The following is a 17,381-nucleotide window of genomic DNA, read 5'->3' as shown; positions in this document are numbered from 1 at the left end:
AACTTGGGGAGCAGAGTATTCAAACACCGACAGAGACCATGCGCATGTCTTTGCCGTCTTTATTATTTGATTACATTTAATGGCGAAAGAAGCTTAATATGCATGTGGCATTCAACAATAAGCAACTGAATAATATAAAAATAAACCGCATCTGCTCATACACCACACGTACCTGATTCAGCACGAGCATACGGGTTGCCACCGCACACCAGGCAAATGAAGATACGCAAGACTTGAAGCTGCTTTACAGATCAACACTTTCAGGAGCATTGAGATGAAAACAATTTTAAGCATTGATGGGGGTGGTATTCGCGGGCTGATCCCGGCGCTGATCCTAGCGGACATCGAGGCCCATCTGGGCAAGCCGATCTGGCAGTTGTTTGACCTGATTGCGGGCACATCGACTGGCGGTATTCTCGCTATCGGTTGTGCAAAGAAAGACGCCTCGGGCAAGGCAAAATACGCGGCAAAAGATCTGGTCGCGATCTACGAAACCCGGGGCAAGGAGATATTCTCGCGCTCCTTATGGAAAGGGGTGTCATCCATAGGCGGCATTGCCGACGAGCTTTATTCCGCAGATGGTATTGAGAAGGTGCTGCAGGAGTATTTTGAAGACGACGCGCTGCAGGACTGCCTGACCAATACCCTGGTCACGAGTTACGACCTGCAAAACCGCGAACCGATTTTTTTCAAAAGCTGGAAAGACACTCATAAACCCGTGCTGCTGAAACACATCGCACGCGCCACTTCCGCCGCGCCTACCTACTTCGAGCCTACCCAGTTAGAGGTTGCGGGTTCGCTGAAAACCCTGGTGGATGGCGGTGTGTTCATCAACTCGCCTTCGGTGTCGGCCTATGCCGAAGCCAAACGTATTTTCCCGGATGAAACCGAGTTTTTGCTGCTATCGCTAGGCACCGGCGAGCTGATCAGGCCGATTACCTTTGATGAAGCGAAAGACTGGGGAAAAGCGGGCTGGGTGCTGCCGCTCTTGAGCTGCATGTTTGATGGTGTGGCCGATGCCGCCAATTACCAGATGCAGATGATACTGGGTGATCATTACTATCGGCTGCAAACCGAACTGACCATCGCCTCGGATGACATGGATAACGCCACCAAAGGCAATATTGAAAACCTGAAGACGGAAGCAAAAAAACTGATCAAAACCAATAAAGCCACGCTGGATACGATCTATCAGGCATTGGCCAGATAAGCGCCAGCACAGGCCTAACGGAAAATCACCTGTCTATAAATCAGACGACTAATTGCACAGCCGGGACAGGGCATCAAAATCAAATGCCTGCCCGCTGATGCTCTTATGAAACATATCCTGTTGCTGGGCACGCTCCGGGGTATTGAAGGTTGCGCTATCCAGCCTCTCGATGAAGCCATCGTCCACCAGCATGGCGCAGGCCAGGCTTCTTGAGTATTCCGACTTTAGCAGCGCTAGCGTCTTGGGATGCTCAAAATCAAAATTCACCACCTTCTGCAGGGACACCGCATAGGTCGTTCTGGCCGATATAACGTCCGGCAAGGTAGAGGAACCGACAATCAGCGGCTCAATGTCGTCGCGGATGCCATCACGATTTTCATCTGGCCCCGAGAGCGGGCTGGCCTTGACCTCAGCATGCAGCACCGCGGTAGCCCAGCCGGGAAGTTTGTCGCAGGCGGATAACACAGACGCCAATACGACAGCGCCGAAAAGGCGCGTCATAAGAAGACCAATTGCCACATACCGTGAGGTTCTGAAAGAAGGATGCATGCGCCACATAATCGGAGAGTTTGAGAACTGAAAGGCCTGATATAGCCGGAGTTATCACTTATGCAGAAATTATACAGTCCATGGAAAATAGGTCGACCCAAGGGTGACACAATTGTCACCCTCCCCGCCAGAGCGCTTCTGCCAAGGCATCCTGACATTTCTTAAAACTTATTCACTGTTCCCCCTTATAATCTATGCACACTGCCAGGTGCCTGCCCTCTCGTTCGAGGGGAAAGGTGAAACGGGAAATAAGTGAAATGCCTATGCTGCCCCCGCAACGGTAAGCGAGTATGGATGTGCCATCGACGCCACTGGGCTTTATGCCTGGGAAGGCGGTGCATCAAGCCTCGTGAGCCCGGAGACCGGCCTGCCAGTCACGAAGGAACTACCGCGGGGCGCGGTGTTTGGGCGAGGCTAGTCACCAATCTCATACCATGGCTCTGCGGTTTTTCCATGATGCATCCGCATGCGGGGTCGCATGCGAACATAAGGAAATCACCCATGAAACGCACCGCCATGGCGAGCCTGACCGGCTTGCTTTTTTCCGTGTCCGCTTACGCTGAAGATATTCAGCCGCTGGAAGAAGTCGAAGTCTCCGCGCAAAGCCTCAAACCAGAATCCCGGCTCAAGCAGCCACTTTCCACCGCCAGCCGTCTCGGCCTGACGCCACTTGAAACACCCGCCAGTATTGAAGCCGTGGATGCCGATACCATACGCCGACGCGGCGATGTCAGTATCCGCGAAGCCGTATCACGCACCACAGGCATCAGCGACATCAGCAATCTAGGCGTAGGCAACGCCTTTTCAGCACGCGGCTTCAGTGGTAATGATTCCATCGGCCAGGCAGAAGATGGCGTACGGCTGCTGACCGCCGCCAGCACGATCACGTTTCCCTCCGACACCTGGGGCTACGAACGCATCGAGGTATTGCGCGGGCCAGCCTCGGTATTGTTTGGCACTGGCACGGTGGGCGGCATCATCAACAGCATACGCAAGGCGCCAAGTCGTGAAGCTTCATTTGAAGCCTTGACCGGCTGGGGCACCCGTGGGGAATACCGCGCTGGCGTGGGTGGCACTGGTGCCGTGGGCGAAATAGGCGCATTCCGGATTGATGCCTCTGCTACCGGCGGCAATGGTTATGTGGACCGCGGCGAGCACCAGAGCCGCAAGCTCATGAGTGGCCTGCAACTGGTGCCTACCGATCATCTGCGGGTGGACTTCACCTATGATTATAGCGAAGATTCCCCGACCACCTACACCGGCATCCCCTTGCGCGATGGCCGCATGGACAGCAGCCTGCGCAAGCAGAATTACAACGTGAACGACAGTGCCATGGATTTTGCCGATGACCGCCTGCGCGCCAAGGTGGAATGGGATATTTCAGACGCGCTAAAACTCACCAACATCAGCTACTGGTTTAACAGCCGCCGCCACTGGCGCAACCTGGAATACTACGCACTTGATAGTGCCACCAACACGGTGACGCGATCTGGCCACACCGAGATCAAACACCAGCTGAAACAGTTGGGCAACCGCCTGGAACTGGCCAGCGTGGCCGATGCCTTTGGCCACAGTAATCGCTGGGCAATTGGCTGGGAAACCACCCGTGTTGATCTGCGTTATATCGACAACTTCTATGCGGACACCGACGGTACCAGCACCGTGCCGATCAAGGGCTTTGCACCGGGCTACTATTCCGATGCCAGCTTGGACCCGACGATTCCCGAATACAAATCCAGCACCTTGCAAAACGCCCTGTTTGTTGAAGATGCGCTGGACCTGACCGAGCGACTGAAACTCACCGCAGGCTTGCGCCAGGACTGGATCAATGTCGATCATCAGAACTTCATCACCGGCGCTTCGTTCGACAAGGACTACTCGCCTTTCTCCTATCGCCTAGGCACGGTGTTTACCGCCACCCCTGGCCTGGCTTTGTATGGCCAATACAACCAGGGCTCAGACCCGGTGTCGTCCATCGTCTCGTTACGGCCAGGCAATAAAGCCTTCAAACTGACCACCGCCAAACAGGCCGAAGTCGGCATCAAGCACATGCTGGATAACGGCAAAGGCGAAGTAACGCTGGCGCTGTACCATATCGCCAAGGACGACATTCTCACGCGCGACCCCAACGACAATACGCGTACGGTCCAAGGCGGCAAGCAGTCTTCGCGTGGGGTGGAGCTTTCAACCATGTGGTTACCCGCGGCCCACTGGCGCATTGATGCCAACATGGCGCTGCTCAAGGCACGGTTTGACGAGCTGCTGGAAAACAACACGTCGCGCGCGGGCAACACCCCCACCAATGTGCCGGAAAAAGTCGCCAATGCCTGGGCTTATTATCAGCGGGGGGACTGGTCCATGGGCGCGGGCGCCAGACTGGTCGGACAACGTTATGCCGACAATGCCAACACCTCGGTGATGCCCGGCTATACCGTGTACGACGCCAATATTGCCTGGCGTGCCAATCGCCACACCACCCTGCGCCTCAATGCCCGCAATCTGGGTGACAAGCTCTACGCCAGCACCTATTACGACACCAGCCAGTTCATCCTCGGCCCCTCACGCAGCCTGGAACTGACGGCGGAAATCAGCTACTGATCACTATCGGGGCGGCAGGCAGGCCGCCTCTCTTCCGCAAGAAAAAGCTCCTCTAACTCAGCATGTTGATCTCCACAACAATGCGCCTCTTTATATAAATCGCTATATTCAGTTGGACATAACGAAAGGCATCCTATTAGAATTACGTCACTTTTAAAGGGGGACCCTATGAAGCACAACAACAAACATGCACGTCTGACGGCCGCCATACTGGGAGGTATGGCGCTGACGGCACAAGCCGCGGACATCAATACATTCAACCTGGGGGAAGTGCTGGTCACCGCACCGAACGACAGCGCCGTCACTGGTTCCAGCGATACTGTCACACAAAGCCAGATGCGCGTGTTGAACCGCGAAACCGTAGGTGCCGCCATCAATACCCTGCCCGGCGTAACCCTCTCGGAGGGAGGTCCGCGCAATGAGCAAACCATCCAACTGCGTGGCTTTGATTTACGGCAAGTGCCCGTTTTCATTGACGGCGTACCAGTCTATGTCTCGTATGACGGCTATGTGGACCTGGCGCGCTTCAACACATTTGATCTTGCCAGTGTGCAGGTAGCCAAGGGGTTCAGTTCGGTGCTGTATGGCCCCAATACCCTGGGCGGGGCAATCAATCTGGTCAGCCGCAAACCATCCAAGGAGTTTGAAGGCAATGTCACCGTTGGACTCAAGACCGACAAGGATTTCAAATACAACGGCTACCGCACCGACATCAATGCCGGTGGCAACTACGGCACCTGGTACTGGCAAGCCAGCGGCTCCATGCTGGATACCAACCGCTACCGCCTGTCGTCCGACTTCAAGCCGACAGCCAATGAAGATGGCGGTGTACGCGACAACTCTTACACTCAGGATGGCAAGATCAACCTCAAAATCGGTTTTACCCCGCGCGAGGGCGATGAATACAGCCTGAATTACATCAGCCAGCGCGGCTCCAAAGGCAATCCGGTATATGCAGGTTCGGATGCCAGCCAGTCAGCGCGCTACTGGCGCTGGCCCGAGTGGGATAAAGACAGCCTCTATTTCATTTCCCGCACCAGCATCGGTCAATCGTCTTATCTGAAAGTCCGCGCGTTTTACGACAAATTCAGCAACATCCTGAATAGTTACGACGATACCAGCTACTCGTCCATGACACGCAACTACGCCTTCACCAGCATTTACAACGACCACAGCTATGGCGCCAGCACCGAATTTGGCACCACCATCAACAACCAGAACACCTTGAAGTTCGCTCTGCATCTCAAGCAGGATAAACACGAAGAACACAACAAGGGCAACCCGGTCCAGAATTTTGAAGACAGAACCACCTCGCTGGCGGTGGAAGACACGCACCAGATCACAGATAAACTGGCACTGGTGCTGGGGGTGAGCCGCGACCGTCGCGAGACGCTCGAAGCTGAGGGATTGAATAATGCCAACCAGCTTTATGATTTCAAGAAAGGCGACGCCGACTCCTGGAATCCGCAAGCAGGCCTGTTTTACAAGCCCAATGCAACGGATGAAGTGCATGCCACCATTTCGCGCAAGAGCCGCTTCCCCACCATGAAGGATCGCTACTCTGGCCGGTTTGGTCGCGCCGTGCCCAATCCTGATCTCGACACGGAATTCTCCACCAACTACGAGCTGGGTGCTTCCGGGTTTGTGACATCGAAACTCAAGCTGATGGCGAGCATGTTCTATTACGACACCACGGATCTTATTCAGGCAGTGAATCTACCGAATAGCGCCTGTTCTAGCGGCAGTCAATGTTCTCAGTTCCGCAATGTGGGCAAAGTCCTCACCTCGGGTACGGAACTCGGCTTTGCGGTATTTCCTACTAATGCCCTGGAGATTGGTGCCAACTACACCTACATGGATCGCGACAACAAAAGCAGCGATGACAAGCTGACCGACATCCCGCGTGAGAAGTTGTTTGGCTATGGCAAATGGCAGGCAAACGATATGTGGTCGCTGGTAGCCAGCACCGAGGTCAACTCCTCGCGCTACAGCTCCACCACTGGCAGCCGTGTATCAGGCGGCTTTGGCATTGCCAATACCAAAGTGGTGTACCAGCCATCCGGTATCTGGAGTGGCGAGTTCGGCATTAACAACCTGTTCGATCGCAACTACACCTATATCGAAGGCTACCCCATGCCTGGCCGCAATATGTTTCTTAACGTCACCCGTCGTTTCTGAGGCCGGATATGCGCTTGATCAAACAGCTGCAGATACTTGGCCGGTGGCTACTAGCGATTGGCATCGGCTGCATCAGCCTGTGTGCTTGCGCAGAAGAACGCCTTGTCGTGCTGACCAGCTACCCGCAGGAGATGGTCAGCCAGTTTGAGGCGGCGTTTGAGCAAGCGCATCCGCAATACCGGCTGGAGGTGATCTGGCGGCAATCAGCGGATACGCAGAAACTGCTGTCAGAACCTGGCAGTGGCGACGTGGACGTCTACTGGAGCCCGGCACTGCGCAACTTCCTTCAGTTGCGCAAGCAGGCACAATTGCGCCAATTGCCACCTATTGATGGTATTGCCGAGAGCGTCCATGGCGTGCAAATCGCCGACCCGGATCATTATTTCTTCGCATCCGAGATTGCGGGATACGGCATGGTGGTCAATCCGCAAACGATCAGCGCGAGTGGCCTGCCACTTCCGACTGACTGGCAGGATATTGCCTCCCCTGCCTGGGCAGGCAAGGTGACCCTGCCCATTCCTTCGCAGGTGGGTTTTGCACCCGGGCTGTATGAGGCGATATTGGGCGCGCTGGGCTGGAATGATGGCTGGCGGATCATCCATCAGATGGCGGCGCAGGCAAAGCTCGCCACCGCAGGCTCCACGTTCGTGACCGACGATGTCGCCAGTGGCAACTTCGCTGTCGGCCTCACCATCGACTTCTTCGCCCATGCCGCCATCGCCAATGGACAGCCGCTCAAGTTCGTCTACCCGCACCATGTCGGGTATTCGCCTGCGCATATCGGCATATTGCAGTCCTCCCGCCACGTGGCGGCGGCCGAGGCGTTTGTGGCATTCGTGCTGTCAGATGCAGGCCAGGCGCTGCTGTTTCACCCGGATATCCGCAAATTGCCGGTCAGGGCATCGGCCTATAGCCAGGCACCCGCTGGGTATTTCAATCCGTTTACGCAATCTGTAAGCACCGCCAACCAGACCAGCCTGGAAACATTATTGCGTCGACAAGCGCTGACATCGGCGGTATTTGATGCCTGCATCACTCGCCCCCAAGCCACGCTGGATAGCATGTGGCAACAGCTACGCCAGGCGGAAGCACAGCAGACAGGTGCCAGCCCATCATTGACAGAAGCCCGAGCCCTCGCCGAAATGCCACTGATCAGCGAACGCGAAGCAGAAGATGTCCATCTGCAAACCGTGTTCCGCGCACGCCGTGAAAACCCGGCCTATGAGGCAGAAACAGCCCAATATGAAGCGCGCTGGAATCAGGAAATACAGCAACGCCATGCACGCGTGATGGCGCTGATCCAGCAGAAACCCGCACAGCAAACAGAGGCCACTGGCAAGACAGGCCAGCTCACCAGCCCATGACCAAGTGGGGCTTGTTCTGGGGCGCATGCCTAGGGTTATATTGGCAGGGCATGCCGCTGGCCGTTGCCACCGATGCCAGCGCACCCGCCCCGGCTTATCTGCGGGAAGCCTATACCCAGCCGCTCCCCCATCTCAGCACCAGCGAGCTTGAACGTTTTTACCGCGGCAGGCAGCTTGTGCGCCAAAGCTGGGTAATTCCACCGTCGCAAGACAGCGCCATCGCAGGTCTTGGCCCGCTGTATAACCGAAACGCATGCATCGCCTGCCACGCCAAAAATGGGCGGGGCTACGCGCCCGACGGCCCGGAGGAGTCACTCAAGACCATGCTGGTCAGATTGAGCGTGCCCGGCGTGGGCATGCACGGCGGTCCGGTAGCGCATCCGCTCTATGGCGATCAGCTGAATGCGTTTGGGGTGCCGGGGGTACCCGGCGAAGGCGAGGCTAGTGTTCACTACTCCACCCGAACAGTCGCCACACCGCTGGGCAACATAGAACTGCGGCAGCCACATATCCGCTTTGTGCAACCAGCCTATGGTGCGCTGGAGCCACTGATGAGGGAAACGGCAAACACTGGCGCTAACTCAGGCGTGCTGACTTCCGCCCGTATTGCCCCACCGCTGTATGGCACAGGTCTCATGGAAGCCATCCCGATAAGCACCTTGCAGGCACTGGCAAAGCAGAAAAAACCCGCCGGTATCAAAGGCCGGCTGAATACAGTATGGGACCCGGAAAACCAGCGCATGCTCCCCGGCCGCTTCGGTTGGAAAGCCAACACCGCCAGCTTGCGACTGCAAACCGCCAGCGCGCTGGTAGGCGACATGGGCATTACCAGCCAGGTGTTCCCCACCGGCAATTGCGGACGCCTGCAGACTGCCTGCCTGAACACCCAGTCTTCCACTGTTGAACTGCAGCCAGCGCAGCTGGATGACATGGTGTTTTACCAGCAGGCACTTGCAGTGCCACCACAACGCAACACGGATGATGCCGCAGTCATCCGGGGGGCCCGCATTTTTCGTCGTGCGCATTGTGCGGTTTGTCATGTGCCCGAGCTCAAAACCGGTAGGGACGTGTTGACGCCCCTCACCAATCAAACCATACGTCCCTACACTGACTTGCTTTTGCATGACATGGGGCCCGGCCTGGCAGACCATCGGCCCGATTTCATGGCATCCGGTTCGGAATGGCGCACCCCGCCGCTGTGGGGCATAGGGCTCGCCAGGATAGTCGAGCCACGGGCCGGTTTTTTGCATGATGGGCGCGCCAGAAGTATTCTTGAGGCGATTTACTGGCATGATGGTGAGGCCCGCGCTTCGCGAGCCTATGTTGACCGCCTGCAAAAGCAGGAATTGGCCGACTTGCTCGCCTTTCTGGAATCCTTATGAGCTGCTAACCATGATCATCCGCAACCGCCCCAGCCTGATCCATCTATTTTTCATTGTGCGCGGCTCGATTGTGATGCGCATACTGCCGCGTATTCTGGTGATTACCGCCATGTCCGCGCTGATTGTGCTGACGCATAGACTCCGTCCCGACTGGCTGCCCACTTTCGAGAGCGCACCTTTTGCCCTGCTAGGGATTGCGCTGTCGGTGTTTCTAGCCTTTAGAAACAATGCCTGCTACGACCGCTGGTGGGAAGCGCGCAAGCAATGGGGCGAACTGGTGACCACCACCCGCACCCTGGCGCGGCAGAGCATGATCATCAACGCCACCTCGGTGGAAGCCCGCGACCGATTGCTACAGATGGCCATCGGCTTCACCCATGCCCTGCGCCAGCAACTGCGCGCGAGCGAAGACCTGGAAACGCAGCTGACCACCCGCAGCCAGGCAGGCTCGCCCGAATCTTTTCTGGAAGGCATGCAGCGGGAAATCATCACCTTGCGCAGCCAGGGCATCCTGACCGACATCCCCTATTCCCTGCTCGACCAGAGCATTGCCCACTTGTCCCGCATCCAGAGCGCGTGCGAGCGGTTGCTGACGACACCAGTGCCATTTGGCTACACGCTGCTGCTGCACCGCACGGCCTACACCTTCTGCTTTTTGCTGCCATTTGGATTCGCCGACAGCCTGGGCTGGGTAACGCCATTTGCCTCTGCACTTGTGGCGTACACCTTCTTTGGGCTGGATGCACTGGGCGATGAACTGGAAGCCCCCTTCAGCACGCAACCCAATGCCCTGCCGATCGACGCGCTGTCGCGTCAGATAGAAATCAACCTGCTGCAAGCCATGGGCGTGGAAGACTTGCCGCCGTTGAAGAAGCCGGTAAATTTCATCCTGCTGTAGTACTGGCTGGCTTGAGTCGGAACGCGATCACGATCATCAAACCGGCAATGACGATCAGCATATGCAGCGAATTGGCGTAGCTGCCCGTCACATCGCGCAGATAACCGAATGCCAAGGGGCCGGTCGCGGCGACCAGATACCCGATGGTCAGCACAAACGCCGTCCATGCGTTGGTTTCGCTCGCGTTGGTGGTGTTATCCAGCGGCAAGGTCATGCCCAGGGTAAAGGCACCGCCCAGGCCAAAGGCCGTAATGGCGATCACCGGTACAGGCGCCCATAGTGGCGCCATTGTCATCACCACCAGTCCGAGCAGGGTAATCGCCGCGCTGGATACCAGCCAGACCCTGCGATCCAGCGATTTGCTGAAAGCCCCAAACACCGGGCTAGCCAGCATGAAGGCGGCGGTAAAGCATCCGAGCAGCACCCCGGCCATGCTGCTGGAAAGGCCATACTCCAGAAACACAGCCGCCGTCCAGGTCACCATGGCATAAAAAATCAGGTTAATGCAGGCAAAAAATGCGGCAACCCGCCAGGCGAGTGCATTGCGCCATGGCAGGGGCGCCCGGGCAGCCACCATCTTCTGGCTGGCATCGTGCGTGCGCACATGCTGCCAATAGACATAGCCCCAGGCCAGCGTCGCCAGCAGCCCCAGCGCAGACCATATGCCAGCGGGCAGGCGCCAGTCACCCACACTCTCGGCCATGGGCGCGGTGATGACGGCAGACAGCGTGCTGCCAAACGACAAACCCGTCACATAAATACCCATCACCCACGCCGCCCGGGTCGGGTAGTTCACCTTGACGTAACCAGAGAGCAGCGTGCCGGTCACGGCGATCCCCGCCCCGATGCCCACCGTGCTCAGCAGCAATGACAGCACATCCGGCGTAAAGGCACGGGCAAAGGTAGATACGCACAGAATGGCCAGTGCCGTCACGATGGTTTTATCCCGGCCGAAACGGTGTGCCAGCCAGGGCGCGGGCAAGGCCAGCAGGCCCATCAACAGATCAGGAATCGCTGTCAGCAGCGAAGCCTGCGCATGCGACAAGGCAAACGCATCGATAATACGCGGCAAAATCGGGCCTATGGAGACGATGGAAGGCCGCAGTGCAAAGGCCACCAGCACAATGGCGACAATGCCAAAACCCAGGGCCTGTGAGGAAGATTCGTTTGTAGCTGAACGCATGCATGGCCTCGACGGAAAGTTGCGAAATGCGATGAAACACGCCACCCGCAGGACGGCGCATCATCGGGAAAGAAACTAACAGACTCCGGCAAATGCGCTCCATACGTCGAATGACTAAGCGCAGGCCTTATGCAGACACATAGCAGGCAATGGAGCCAGCCGATCATGCCGCGTCGACGCGCTAGCGCATGCAAAGCACCACGCTGACTAATAGCAGAAAATTAAGGGACATATTTAGCAGCCTGCCCCTTCATTTTCGATAGGGACTGTCGTTATCAGTAAACAGCAAGGCCTAATAATAGTTAGTGACTTTTCAGGAGAACATCATGTCATCCGCCGTAGGAAGCTCAACCAGCACCAGCTATACACCACCACCGCCGCCACCCGCGCAGCAAGCACAACCCAAACCTCCGGCAGAAACAACCGAGGCGAGCAACAGCAAGCCCAATGAGGCTCCGCCACCACCCAAGCCTGCACCATCGACTACAGTAGGTACGCAGATCGACACCACGGCTTAAGCCTGTGGGACATAAAAAAACCGCCTGTATGGCGGTTTTTTTATGTCCCATGACAAGAGCTCATTCTGAAGCCACAATCAAGGCGTCCTCTCAGTCATTCATATCCGCACTCAGTAATGCAGTTCCACCATGATTTCCGTTGCCCCACTTACCTCAAACGCACTAGGCTCAAACGGTGGCGGGCCGGATACTTTTGGGTTATTCGATAGCCCGTAACCTTCGGTGGGGAACATGCCAAAGCGACGGTTCAGTTCGCCGTTGGCATCTTCGTCGTGGTACACCACCACGGCATATTTCCCTGGCTTCACATCAGGCCAGCTCAGGCTAACCTCACCTGGGCTCGCAGCAGTCTGGATCACAGCCACTGCTTGCGCCTCCTTGCGAAAGGTTTTGGGGTCGGCGTAAAGCGCTGCCCGGATATTGCCCTTGGCACTTTTCACCCCTTCTACCTTCACGGTCAGTGACACGCCGTTTGCTCCATCGGCTGAGGCATTCAGGGAAAAACAAACGAAGATCAGGCTTAAATAAATACGCAGGTGGTTCACTTCATACTCCTTGGGTTAGTGCTATGCGCGCCGTCTATGCCAACATGGCTAGTGCACTGCCGGGTGCGCCTTTTCAGCCAATTGGGTGGACGATAACGCTGGCTGCTGAATCTCGCGCATGCCGGCGCGGAAGGTCGGGTCACCCACCCAGGTCGGACGCTGCACAAAGGCGGTATTGACCAGGCTCTTGCTGGGATCAAAGCCGGTGTAATGCAGCCCGGCCAGATCAGACCAGGTTTGCTCGAAATACGCTGTGCTGTATTCGCGATTCAAGGCAAAGCCGAGATCCTTTGGGCTATCCTGCTTCCACTGGTCAGAGGCCCAGACAAACATGGGAATGGCAAACATGGGCAAGGTGGGATTGCCCTCATTGCGGCCGACAAACTCATGCGGTGGCGTGTCGTAAACATCCTCGCCGTGGTCCGACATGAAGGTCAGCATGCTGCGCTCGCCTTTGGCCTGCAGGGTTTTCAGCAAGGTAGCCAGCACATAATCGTTGTAGCGCACGGCATTGTCATAGGTATTCACCACCTGAGCCTTGTTGTCATCCAGCCAGTCTGGCAGACCGGTACGGTCCTTGAAGTAATCGAACTCGGGCGGGTAGCGGTATTCGTATTTCATGTGGGTGCCCAACAGGTGGACGACGATGAACTTGCGCTGCGCAGGGTCCGCCAGGGCGGATTCAAATGGCTTGAAGACGTTACTGTCGTATTCGCGCGAGTTCTGGTAGCGCGTGTTGTTGGTGTAGCGCTGCACATCAGCCAGCTGCGAGAAGTAGGCCAGCATGGTGTTGCGTTTGGTGATGGTCTGCTGGTTGGTGATCCAGAATGTCTTGTAGCCCGCCTGTTTCATGAGATTCATGATCGAAGGCTTGGTCATGACGGCATCCGGGTTGTCACGATCGGCAAAGGTCAGCGCCTGCTCCAGCACCTCGATGGTCGAGGCGCGTGGCGACACCACACGGGTAAAGAGGCTGAGCTGGTCTTTCATTTTCTCAAGATTGGGGGTGGTATCGCGCGGATAGCCGTACAGCCCCCAATGCAGGCGGGTGGATGATTCACCGATCACCAGTACCAGGGTGCCAGGCTTGCCCGCGTATTGATCCTGCAAGTTGGCGAGTGGCGGCAAGGCACTGTTCTTTGCCAATAGCGCCTGCATATTGCCGAGCTGCCGCTGATATTGCAGATAGCCCATCACCAGTTGCCAGGGCTCGGCAGGCTCCATGCGGCGCTGCATGTGGTCGATCACCCGTTCCCAGCTTTGGTGACTGATAAAACGATCCTGTATGAACGGCAGCACCTGCACCGGCACAATAATCAGCAGGCAGGCTACCAGCTTGCCACGCCATGAAAACGCCAGTGGCTGCACACGCCGCCACAAAAACCAGGCAGCCAGCGTGTGGGCCAGATATACCAGCGGCATCCACCACTTGAAGTACTGGGAAATATATTCGGAAGACTCAGCCGGATTCGACTCAAACAGGATATAGAGCACGCTCTGCGAGAACTCCTGGTGATACACGCAAAAATACGCGAGGCTCAGCAATGAAGTCGCCCACAGCACAATACCAATGACGGCAGCGATGGCCCTGGTATGCCGGGGGAACAGCAACACTGGCACCAGCCACAGAAAACTCATGTACACCGCCTGGCGGAAGCCGATGAAAATCGTCGCATCCGTCATTTGCAGGAGCACATGCGTAACCCCCGAGAAATAGAAAAAGAACAAATACAGATTAAAAAACCGCAGGAAAGACGAACTTCCAGTCTTCTCCAGTTGCGCTGCTTCAGGGCTCACCATAGTTTTCATGCATCACTCGTCGTTGATCATTTTTATTGTGTTGGTCCGCTACCTGCTTGATAGCCATGGAATACATATCAAGGAGCGTGCCGACGAGAGGCGGCCTGCGCTTTTTAATTAAATACGCATAAAAATCATAAAGTTGCCATTAAATAAAAGCTGAAAATATGACGTGGATTGCGAAGTGTGCGGGCAAAGCCCGCAAAAAACGAAGTATTGGGCGAAAGAACACTGCATTTATTTCATGGATTAAGACATCTGCCTGCCATCCACGCGAAAAATACACCAGACCGGTTGAGCATGGCAGGTAATTTGGTTGCCTGAAGCAAAGCTTATGCATGGCACCCGCTTCACCACGATCAAGAAAATCAAGCTATTATCTTTACAGCATTATCTTTATACGCTGAATTGGCCACTGCGGCTGGCAGCGCTAAGTTCTCCCAGGCATCAATAAGCTTAATAATAAATTCCGTGGCGGATTAGGTTACTGCACTGTTGATCCGCGACTTCTGGTGGAGCCTTTGGTCATGGAGATACAGCCACACATCAAGCACTCCTTGCGCATGCGCCGTGCGCTGTTGCTGAGTTCTGCTATTCTCAGCAGCATTTCCGTGTTCTGGGGCATCTACTTTGCCTTTCATCAAAACTGGGCCATCTGCTGCCTTAACCTGTTCTCCATTCTGGTCTCCGCCATCACGGCCTACCTGACCTATCGCGGAAACATCAAAGCTGCGGCCATTCTGTTGTTCTTGTCGGTATATACGGTGCTCTGCCTGTTTTGCCTATTTCTGGATGTACCCAGTGCGGAAGCCCCGCGCTCCAATCAAAACTATTTTCTGGTCATCGCGCTGTTCGCATCATTGGCCTTCAAGGGAGAAAGCCCCTGGCTCAGGCATGGCATGGTCACGGCAGGTCTCATCGCCTTTGTCTGCTTTGCCAGCAGCAACTGGGGGATAAACTCCGCCTATATGCTGGGCAACGATGTGCGTATCCCCGGCACCTGGTTTCACAACATCATCATCACCGCCGTGCTGTATGCCCTGGTCTGGGTCATGCAGGCCAATCTGGCCGAGCGCAATGCGCTTGAATCGGACCTGCGCAAGGCCTTGCTCGCCAATCAACTGATGCTCTACTACCAGCCGCAAGCAGGCGATGACGGCCGCATTGTCGGCGCCGAAGCCCTGCTACGCTGGAAGCATCCGGTAAAAGGCATGGTGTCACCCGCCGACTTCATCCCATTGGCAGAGGAAACCGGGCTGATTTTGCCGATCGGGCACTGGGTATTGGGCATGGCCTGCGCACAACTCATGGCCTGGTCCAAGAATGCGGCCACGGCGCATTTGTCCATCGCGGTCAATGTGAGCGCCCTGCAATTCAAGCAGCCGGATTATGTCAGCCAGGTGATCTCGGTGCTGGAACGTTCGGGCATCAACCCCGCCCTGCTCAAGCTGGAGTTGACCGAAAGCATGCTGGTGAATGATGTGAATGACATCATCTCGAAAATGCACGCTTTGAAAGAAAAAGGCGTGGGATTGTCACTGGATGACTTTGGCACCGGCTATTCATCCCTCAGCTATCTGAAAAAGCTGCCGCTGGACCAGCTCAAGATTGATCAGTCGTTTGTGCGCGACATGCTGACCGATGCTAATGATGTGGCGATTGTGCAAACACTGGTGGCATTGGGGCAAGCCATGCATCTGCACGTGATTGCCGAAGGGGTGGAAACCGAACAGCACCGCCAGTTTCTAGCGGATATGGGTTGCTTGTCGTATCAGGGATATTTGCTCAGCAAACCGGTGCCGATTGCCCAGTTTGAAGTGCTGTTGTCAGCGCATGCGGCAAGCCTGGCAAGCTAAAAAAATAGCTGGGGGCGGCGAATCCCCCAGCCATCTTCTCCTTACTTTAGCGCAATCCATTCTATAGAAATCCCTGCGATTGGGAATGTGGCATATTGCCGCAGGCCTTAGCCTGATCGTGCTTTATGCCACCAGCGCCCGCTGGGCAGAATGATTCAGCAACAGCGCCGCCTGCTCAAGCGCCACATCAATGCGCTGCTCAATGGCTTCGCTGGTCAATTTGTAGTTGGTGAATTCCGAATCCTTGGCATAGATGGCCGTTGGCACCGTATAAAGACCAAAGAAACTTGCCAGGGTACGCAACTGATAATCGAGAATGGAAGCATGCTGATCGCTGCCGCCCGTTGCCGCGAGAATTGCCACTTTGCCATTCAGAGCCTTGGGGTCGAGCAGATCAAAGAAATGCTTCATCAAGCCAGTGTAGGAAGCCTTGTATACCGGGCTCGCAATCACGATCAGCTCTGCGTTGCGCAGTTTGTCGTGGGCTGCCTGAATCGCCGCCGGAAAGTCATTGAAGCTGACGGTGGTACCAAGTACATCAATCAGCTGCGCGATATCCACCACGTCCCCTGAAGCATGCAGCCGCTGAGTCGCCTTGGTCACGATGGTTTCGACCAATGCCTTGGTTCTTGATGGACTGGTAATGCTGCCCGAGACACCAATAATTTTTGCCATGTTTGTTTCCACTTATAAATTAACTAACCTCAAGTACATGGCAAGGATCATGCCTGAAAAATCACCATGGAAGTTCGGCATCTTACCTAAAAAAGCAGCGAAAACTGCTTCTGGACCAGCACTTTTTCTGTTTGGCATCTGTTGCCACGGCAACACTTTAAACACATTTGCCTGATTTAAAGCCCCTTGATCATCAAGCAATGCGGAATGCCGATTTCAGTAAAAGGCTCGCCATGCGTGGCATAGCCCAGGCGTTGATAAAAGATCACGGCGCTTTCGCGGGCGTGGAGGTGCATTTCCTGATAGCCAATTTGCCGGGCGACCATTTCGGCATGGGTCACCAGGCGACGGCCTATACCTTTGCCTTGCAACTGAACATCTACCGCCACTTGGCGCATTTGTACCTGGCGTGGGTTGATGGGTTTAAGCACCAGGCAGGCCACCAGCGCTTGCTCAAGGTAAGCACCAATATGCTGGGAGTCGGCTTCCGCCGCGAGTTGCTGGGCTGAAAATGCCAGCCCGAGGGGTTGTCTGAGGATGGCATGACGCAATGCGACTGCGGCCACGTACTCGGGCGTGTTATGCGCAATGGTGTGAAATACCAGGGTATCCATCGACGAGAATG

The 17,381-nt window shown here is 55.8% G+C and carries 15 protein-coding genes and 1 riboswitch; of the genes, 8 read left to right on the top strand and 7 right to left on the bottom strand.

Going from position 1 to position 17,381, the window contains the following annotated elements:
• The first annotated feature begins 274 nt into the window (after positions 1 to 274).
• On the top strand, positions 275 to 1,210 hold the full coding sequence (locus tag LG204_RS07750) for a patatin-like phospholipase family protein (RefSeq protein WP_230336728.1): 936 nt from the start codon (positions 275 to 277) through the stop codon (positions 1,208 to 1,210).
• Positions 1,211 to 1,258: 48 nt separating this feature from the next.
• Here the strand turns inward: LG204_RS07750 and LG204_RS07745 are convergent, their stop codons facing one another.
• Positions 1,259 to 1,711 (bottom strand): hypothetical protein, encoded by a 453-nt coding sequence (locus tag LG204_RS07745; protein ID WP_230336727.1) that lies wholly within the window; start codon positions 1,709 to 1,711, stop codon positions 1,259 to 1,261.
• A gap of 237 nt (positions 1,712 to 1,948) precedes the next feature.
• Positions 1,949 to 2,144: riboswitch (cobalamin riboswitch) on the top strand.
• A 116-nt stretch (positions 2,145 to 2,260) separates the two neighbouring features.
• On the opposite strand from LG204_RS07745, the gene LG204_RS07740 reads away from it, so the two are divergent.
• The 5 genes from LG204_RS07740 to LG204_RS07720 all read left to right on the top strand — a co-directional run bounded on the left by LG204_RS07740 (position 2,261) and on the right by LG204_RS07720 (position 10,179).
• Positions 2,261 to 4,357, top strand: a complete 2,097-nt coding sequence (locus LG204_RS07740) for a TonB-dependent receptor (RefSeq protein WP_230336726.1) — start codon at positions 2,261 to 2,263, stop codon at positions 4,355 to 4,357.
• A gap of 168 nt (positions 4,358 to 4,525) precedes the next feature.
• Complete coding sequence (locus LG204_RS07735) at positions 4,526 to 6,535, top strand: TonB-dependent receptor plug domain-containing protein (protein WP_230336725.1); 2,010 nt, start codon at positions 4,526 to 4,528, stop codon at positions 6,533 to 6,535.
• 8 nt (positions 6,536 to 6,543) lie between these two features.
• The gene (locus tag LG204_RS07730; RefSeq protein WP_230336724.1) at positions 6,544 to 7,899 is read left to right on the top strand and encodes an ABC transporter substrate-binding protein; all 1,356 of its coding nucleotides are present in this window, start codon (positions 6,544 to 6,546) and stop codon (positions 7,897 to 7,899) included.
• Positions 7,896 to 9,281 (top strand): di-heme oxidoreductase family protein, encoded by a 1,386-nt coding sequence (locus LG204_RS07725; RefSeq protein ID WP_230336723.1) that lies wholly within the window; start codon positions 7,896 to 7,898, stop codon positions 9,279 to 9,281. Before LG204_RS07730 ends, LG204_RS07725 begins: the two co-directional genes overlap by 4 nt.
• Before the next feature lie 10 nt (positions 9,282 to 9,291).
• Entirely contained in the window at positions 9,292 to 10,179 is an 888-nt protein-coding gene (locus LG204_RS07720; protein ID WP_230336722.1) for a bestrophin family protein, read from the top strand.
• Here the strand turns inward: LG204_RS07720 and LG204_RS07715 are convergent.
• Complete coding sequence (locus LG204_RS07715) at positions 10,166 to 11,362, bottom strand: MFS transporter (RefSeq protein ID WP_230336721.1); 1,197 nt, start codon at positions 11,360 to 11,362, stop codon at positions 10,166 to 10,168. The two genes, LG204_RS07720 and LG204_RS07715, sit on opposite strands and share 14 nt — an antisense overlap.
• Positions 11,363 to 11,688: 326 nt before the next feature.
• Here LG204_RS07715 and LG204_RS07710 point away from each other — a divergent pair, with 326 nt between their 5' ends.
• Positions 11,689 to 11,880 carry a hypothetical protein gene (locus tag LG204_RS07710; RefSeq protein WP_230336720.1) on the top strand — a complete coding sequence of 64 codons (192 nt, stop codon included), beginning with the start codon at positions 11,689 to 11,691 and terminating at the stop codon, positions 11,878 to 11,880.
• A gap of 110 nt (positions 11,881 to 11,990) precedes the next feature.
• On the opposite strand, the gene LG204_RS07705 is transcribed toward LG204_RS07710, so the two are convergent.
• Positions 11,991 to 12,425, bottom strand: coding sequence for a DUF2141 domain-containing protein (locus tag LG204_RS07705; RefSeq protein WP_230336719.1), 435 nt, complete (start codon positions 12,423 to 12,425; stop codon positions 11,991 to 11,993).
• Between the two features lie 48 nt (positions 12,426 to 12,473).
• Positions 12,474 to 14,234, bottom strand: coding sequence for a phosphoethanolamine transferase CptA (cptA, locus tag LG204_RS07700; protein ID WP_230336718.1), 1,761 nt, complete (start codon positions 14,232 to 14,234; stop codon positions 12,474 to 12,476).
• Between the two features lie 518 nt (positions 14,235 to 14,752).
• Here cptA and LG204_RS07695 point away from each other — a divergent pair.
• The gene (locus LG204_RS07695) at positions 14,753 to 16,081 is read left to right on the top strand and encodes a putative bifunctional diguanylate cyclase/phosphodiesterase (protein ID WP_230336717.1); all 1,329 of its coding nucleotides are present in this window, start codon (positions 14,753 to 14,755) and stop codon (positions 16,079 to 16,081) included.
• A gap of 123 nt (positions 16,082 to 16,204) precedes the next feature.
• Here LG204_RS07695 and LG204_RS07690 read toward each other — a convergent pair whose 3' ends face one another.
• From LG204_RS07690 to LG204_RS07680, 3 genes are read right to left on the bottom strand one after another with little or no spacing between them, the layout of a single operon-like run.
• Positions 16,205 to 16,756 carry an NADPH-dependent FMN reductase gene (locus LG204_RS07690; protein WP_230336716.1) on the bottom strand — a complete coding sequence of 184 codons (552 nt, stop codon included), beginning with the start codon at positions 16,754 to 16,756 and terminating at the stop codon, positions 16,205 to 16,207.
• Positions 16,757 to 16,768: 12 nt separating this feature from the next.
• Positions 16,769 to 16,957 carry a hypothetical protein gene (locus LG204_RS07685; RefSeq protein WP_230336715.1) on the bottom strand — a complete coding sequence of 63 codons (189 nt, stop codon included), beginning with the start codon at positions 16,955 to 16,957 and terminating at the stop codon, positions 16,769 to 16,771.
• Positions 16,933 to 17,370 carry a GNAT family N-acetyltransferase gene (locus LG204_RS07680; protein ID WP_230336714.1) on the bottom strand — a complete coding sequence of 146 codons (438 nt, stop codon included), beginning with the start codon at positions 17,368 to 17,370 and terminating at the stop codon, positions 16,933 to 16,935. Before LG204_RS07680 ends, LG204_RS07685 begins: the two co-directional genes overlap by 25 nt.
• Positions 17,371 to 17,381: the final 11 nt, after the last annotated feature.

It is taken from the genome of Methylovorus menthalis, assembly GCF_020523625.1.
Taxonomy (GTDB): domain Bacteria; phylum Pseudomonadota; class Gammaproteobacteria; order Burkholderiales; family Methylophilaceae; genus Methylovorus; species Methylovorus menthalis.
This window is presented reverse-complemented; position numbering and strand designations above follow the sequence as displayed.

Bases quoted from the DNA above. Each gene is read 5' to 3' on its own strand.
- LG204_RS07715 (WP_230336721.1), bottom strand. From the start codon at position 11,362: ATGCGTTCAGCTACAAACGAATCTTCCTCACAGGCCCTGGGTTTTGGC.
- LG204_RS07690 (WP_230336716.1), bottom strand. From the start codon at position 16,756: ATGGCAAAAATTATTGGTGTCTCGGGCAGCATTACCAGTCCATCAAGA.
- LG204_RS07680 (WP_230336714.1), bottom strand. From the start codon at position 17,370: ATGGATACCCTGGTATTTCACACCATTGCGCATAACACGCCCGAGTAC.
- LG204_RS07725 (WP_230336723.1), top strand. From the start codon at position 7,896: ATGACCAAGTGGGGCTTGTTCTGGGGCGCATGCCTAGGGTTATATTGG.
- LG204_RS07735 (WP_230336725.1), top strand. From the start codon at position 4,526: ATGAAGCACAACAACAAACATGCACGTCTGACGGCCGCCATACTGGGA.
- cptA (WP_230336718.1), bottom strand. From the start codon at position 14,234: ATGAAAACTATGGTGAGCCCTGAAGCAGCGCAACTGGAGAAGACTGGA.
- LG204_RS07740 (WP_230336726.1), top strand. From the start codon at position 2,261: ATGAAACGCACCGCCATGGCGAGCCTGACCGGCTTGCTTTTTTCCGTG.
- LG204_RS07750 (WP_230336728.1), top strand. From the start codon at position 275: ATGAAAACAATTTTAAGCATTGATGGGGGTGGTATTCGCGGGCTGATC.
- LG204_RS07720 (WP_230336722.1), top strand. From the start codon at position 9,292: ATGATCATCCGCAACCGCCCCAGCCTGATCCATCTATTTTTCATTGTG.
- LG204_RS07730 (WP_230336724.1), top strand. From the start codon at position 6,544: ATGCGCTTGATCAAACAGCTGCAGATACTTGGCCGGTGGCTACTAGCG.
- LG204_RS07745 (WP_230336727.1), bottom strand. From the start codon at position 1,711: ATGACGCGCCTTTTCGGCGCTGTCGTATTGGCGTCTGTGTTATCCGCC.
- LG204_RS07695 (WP_230336717.1), top strand. From the start codon at position 14,753: ATGGAGATACAGCCACACATCAAGCACTCCTTGCGCATGCGCCGTGCG.
- LG204_RS07710 (WP_230336720.1), top strand. From the start codon at position 11,689: ATGTCATCCGCCGTAGGAAGCTCAACCAGCACCAGCTATACACCACCA.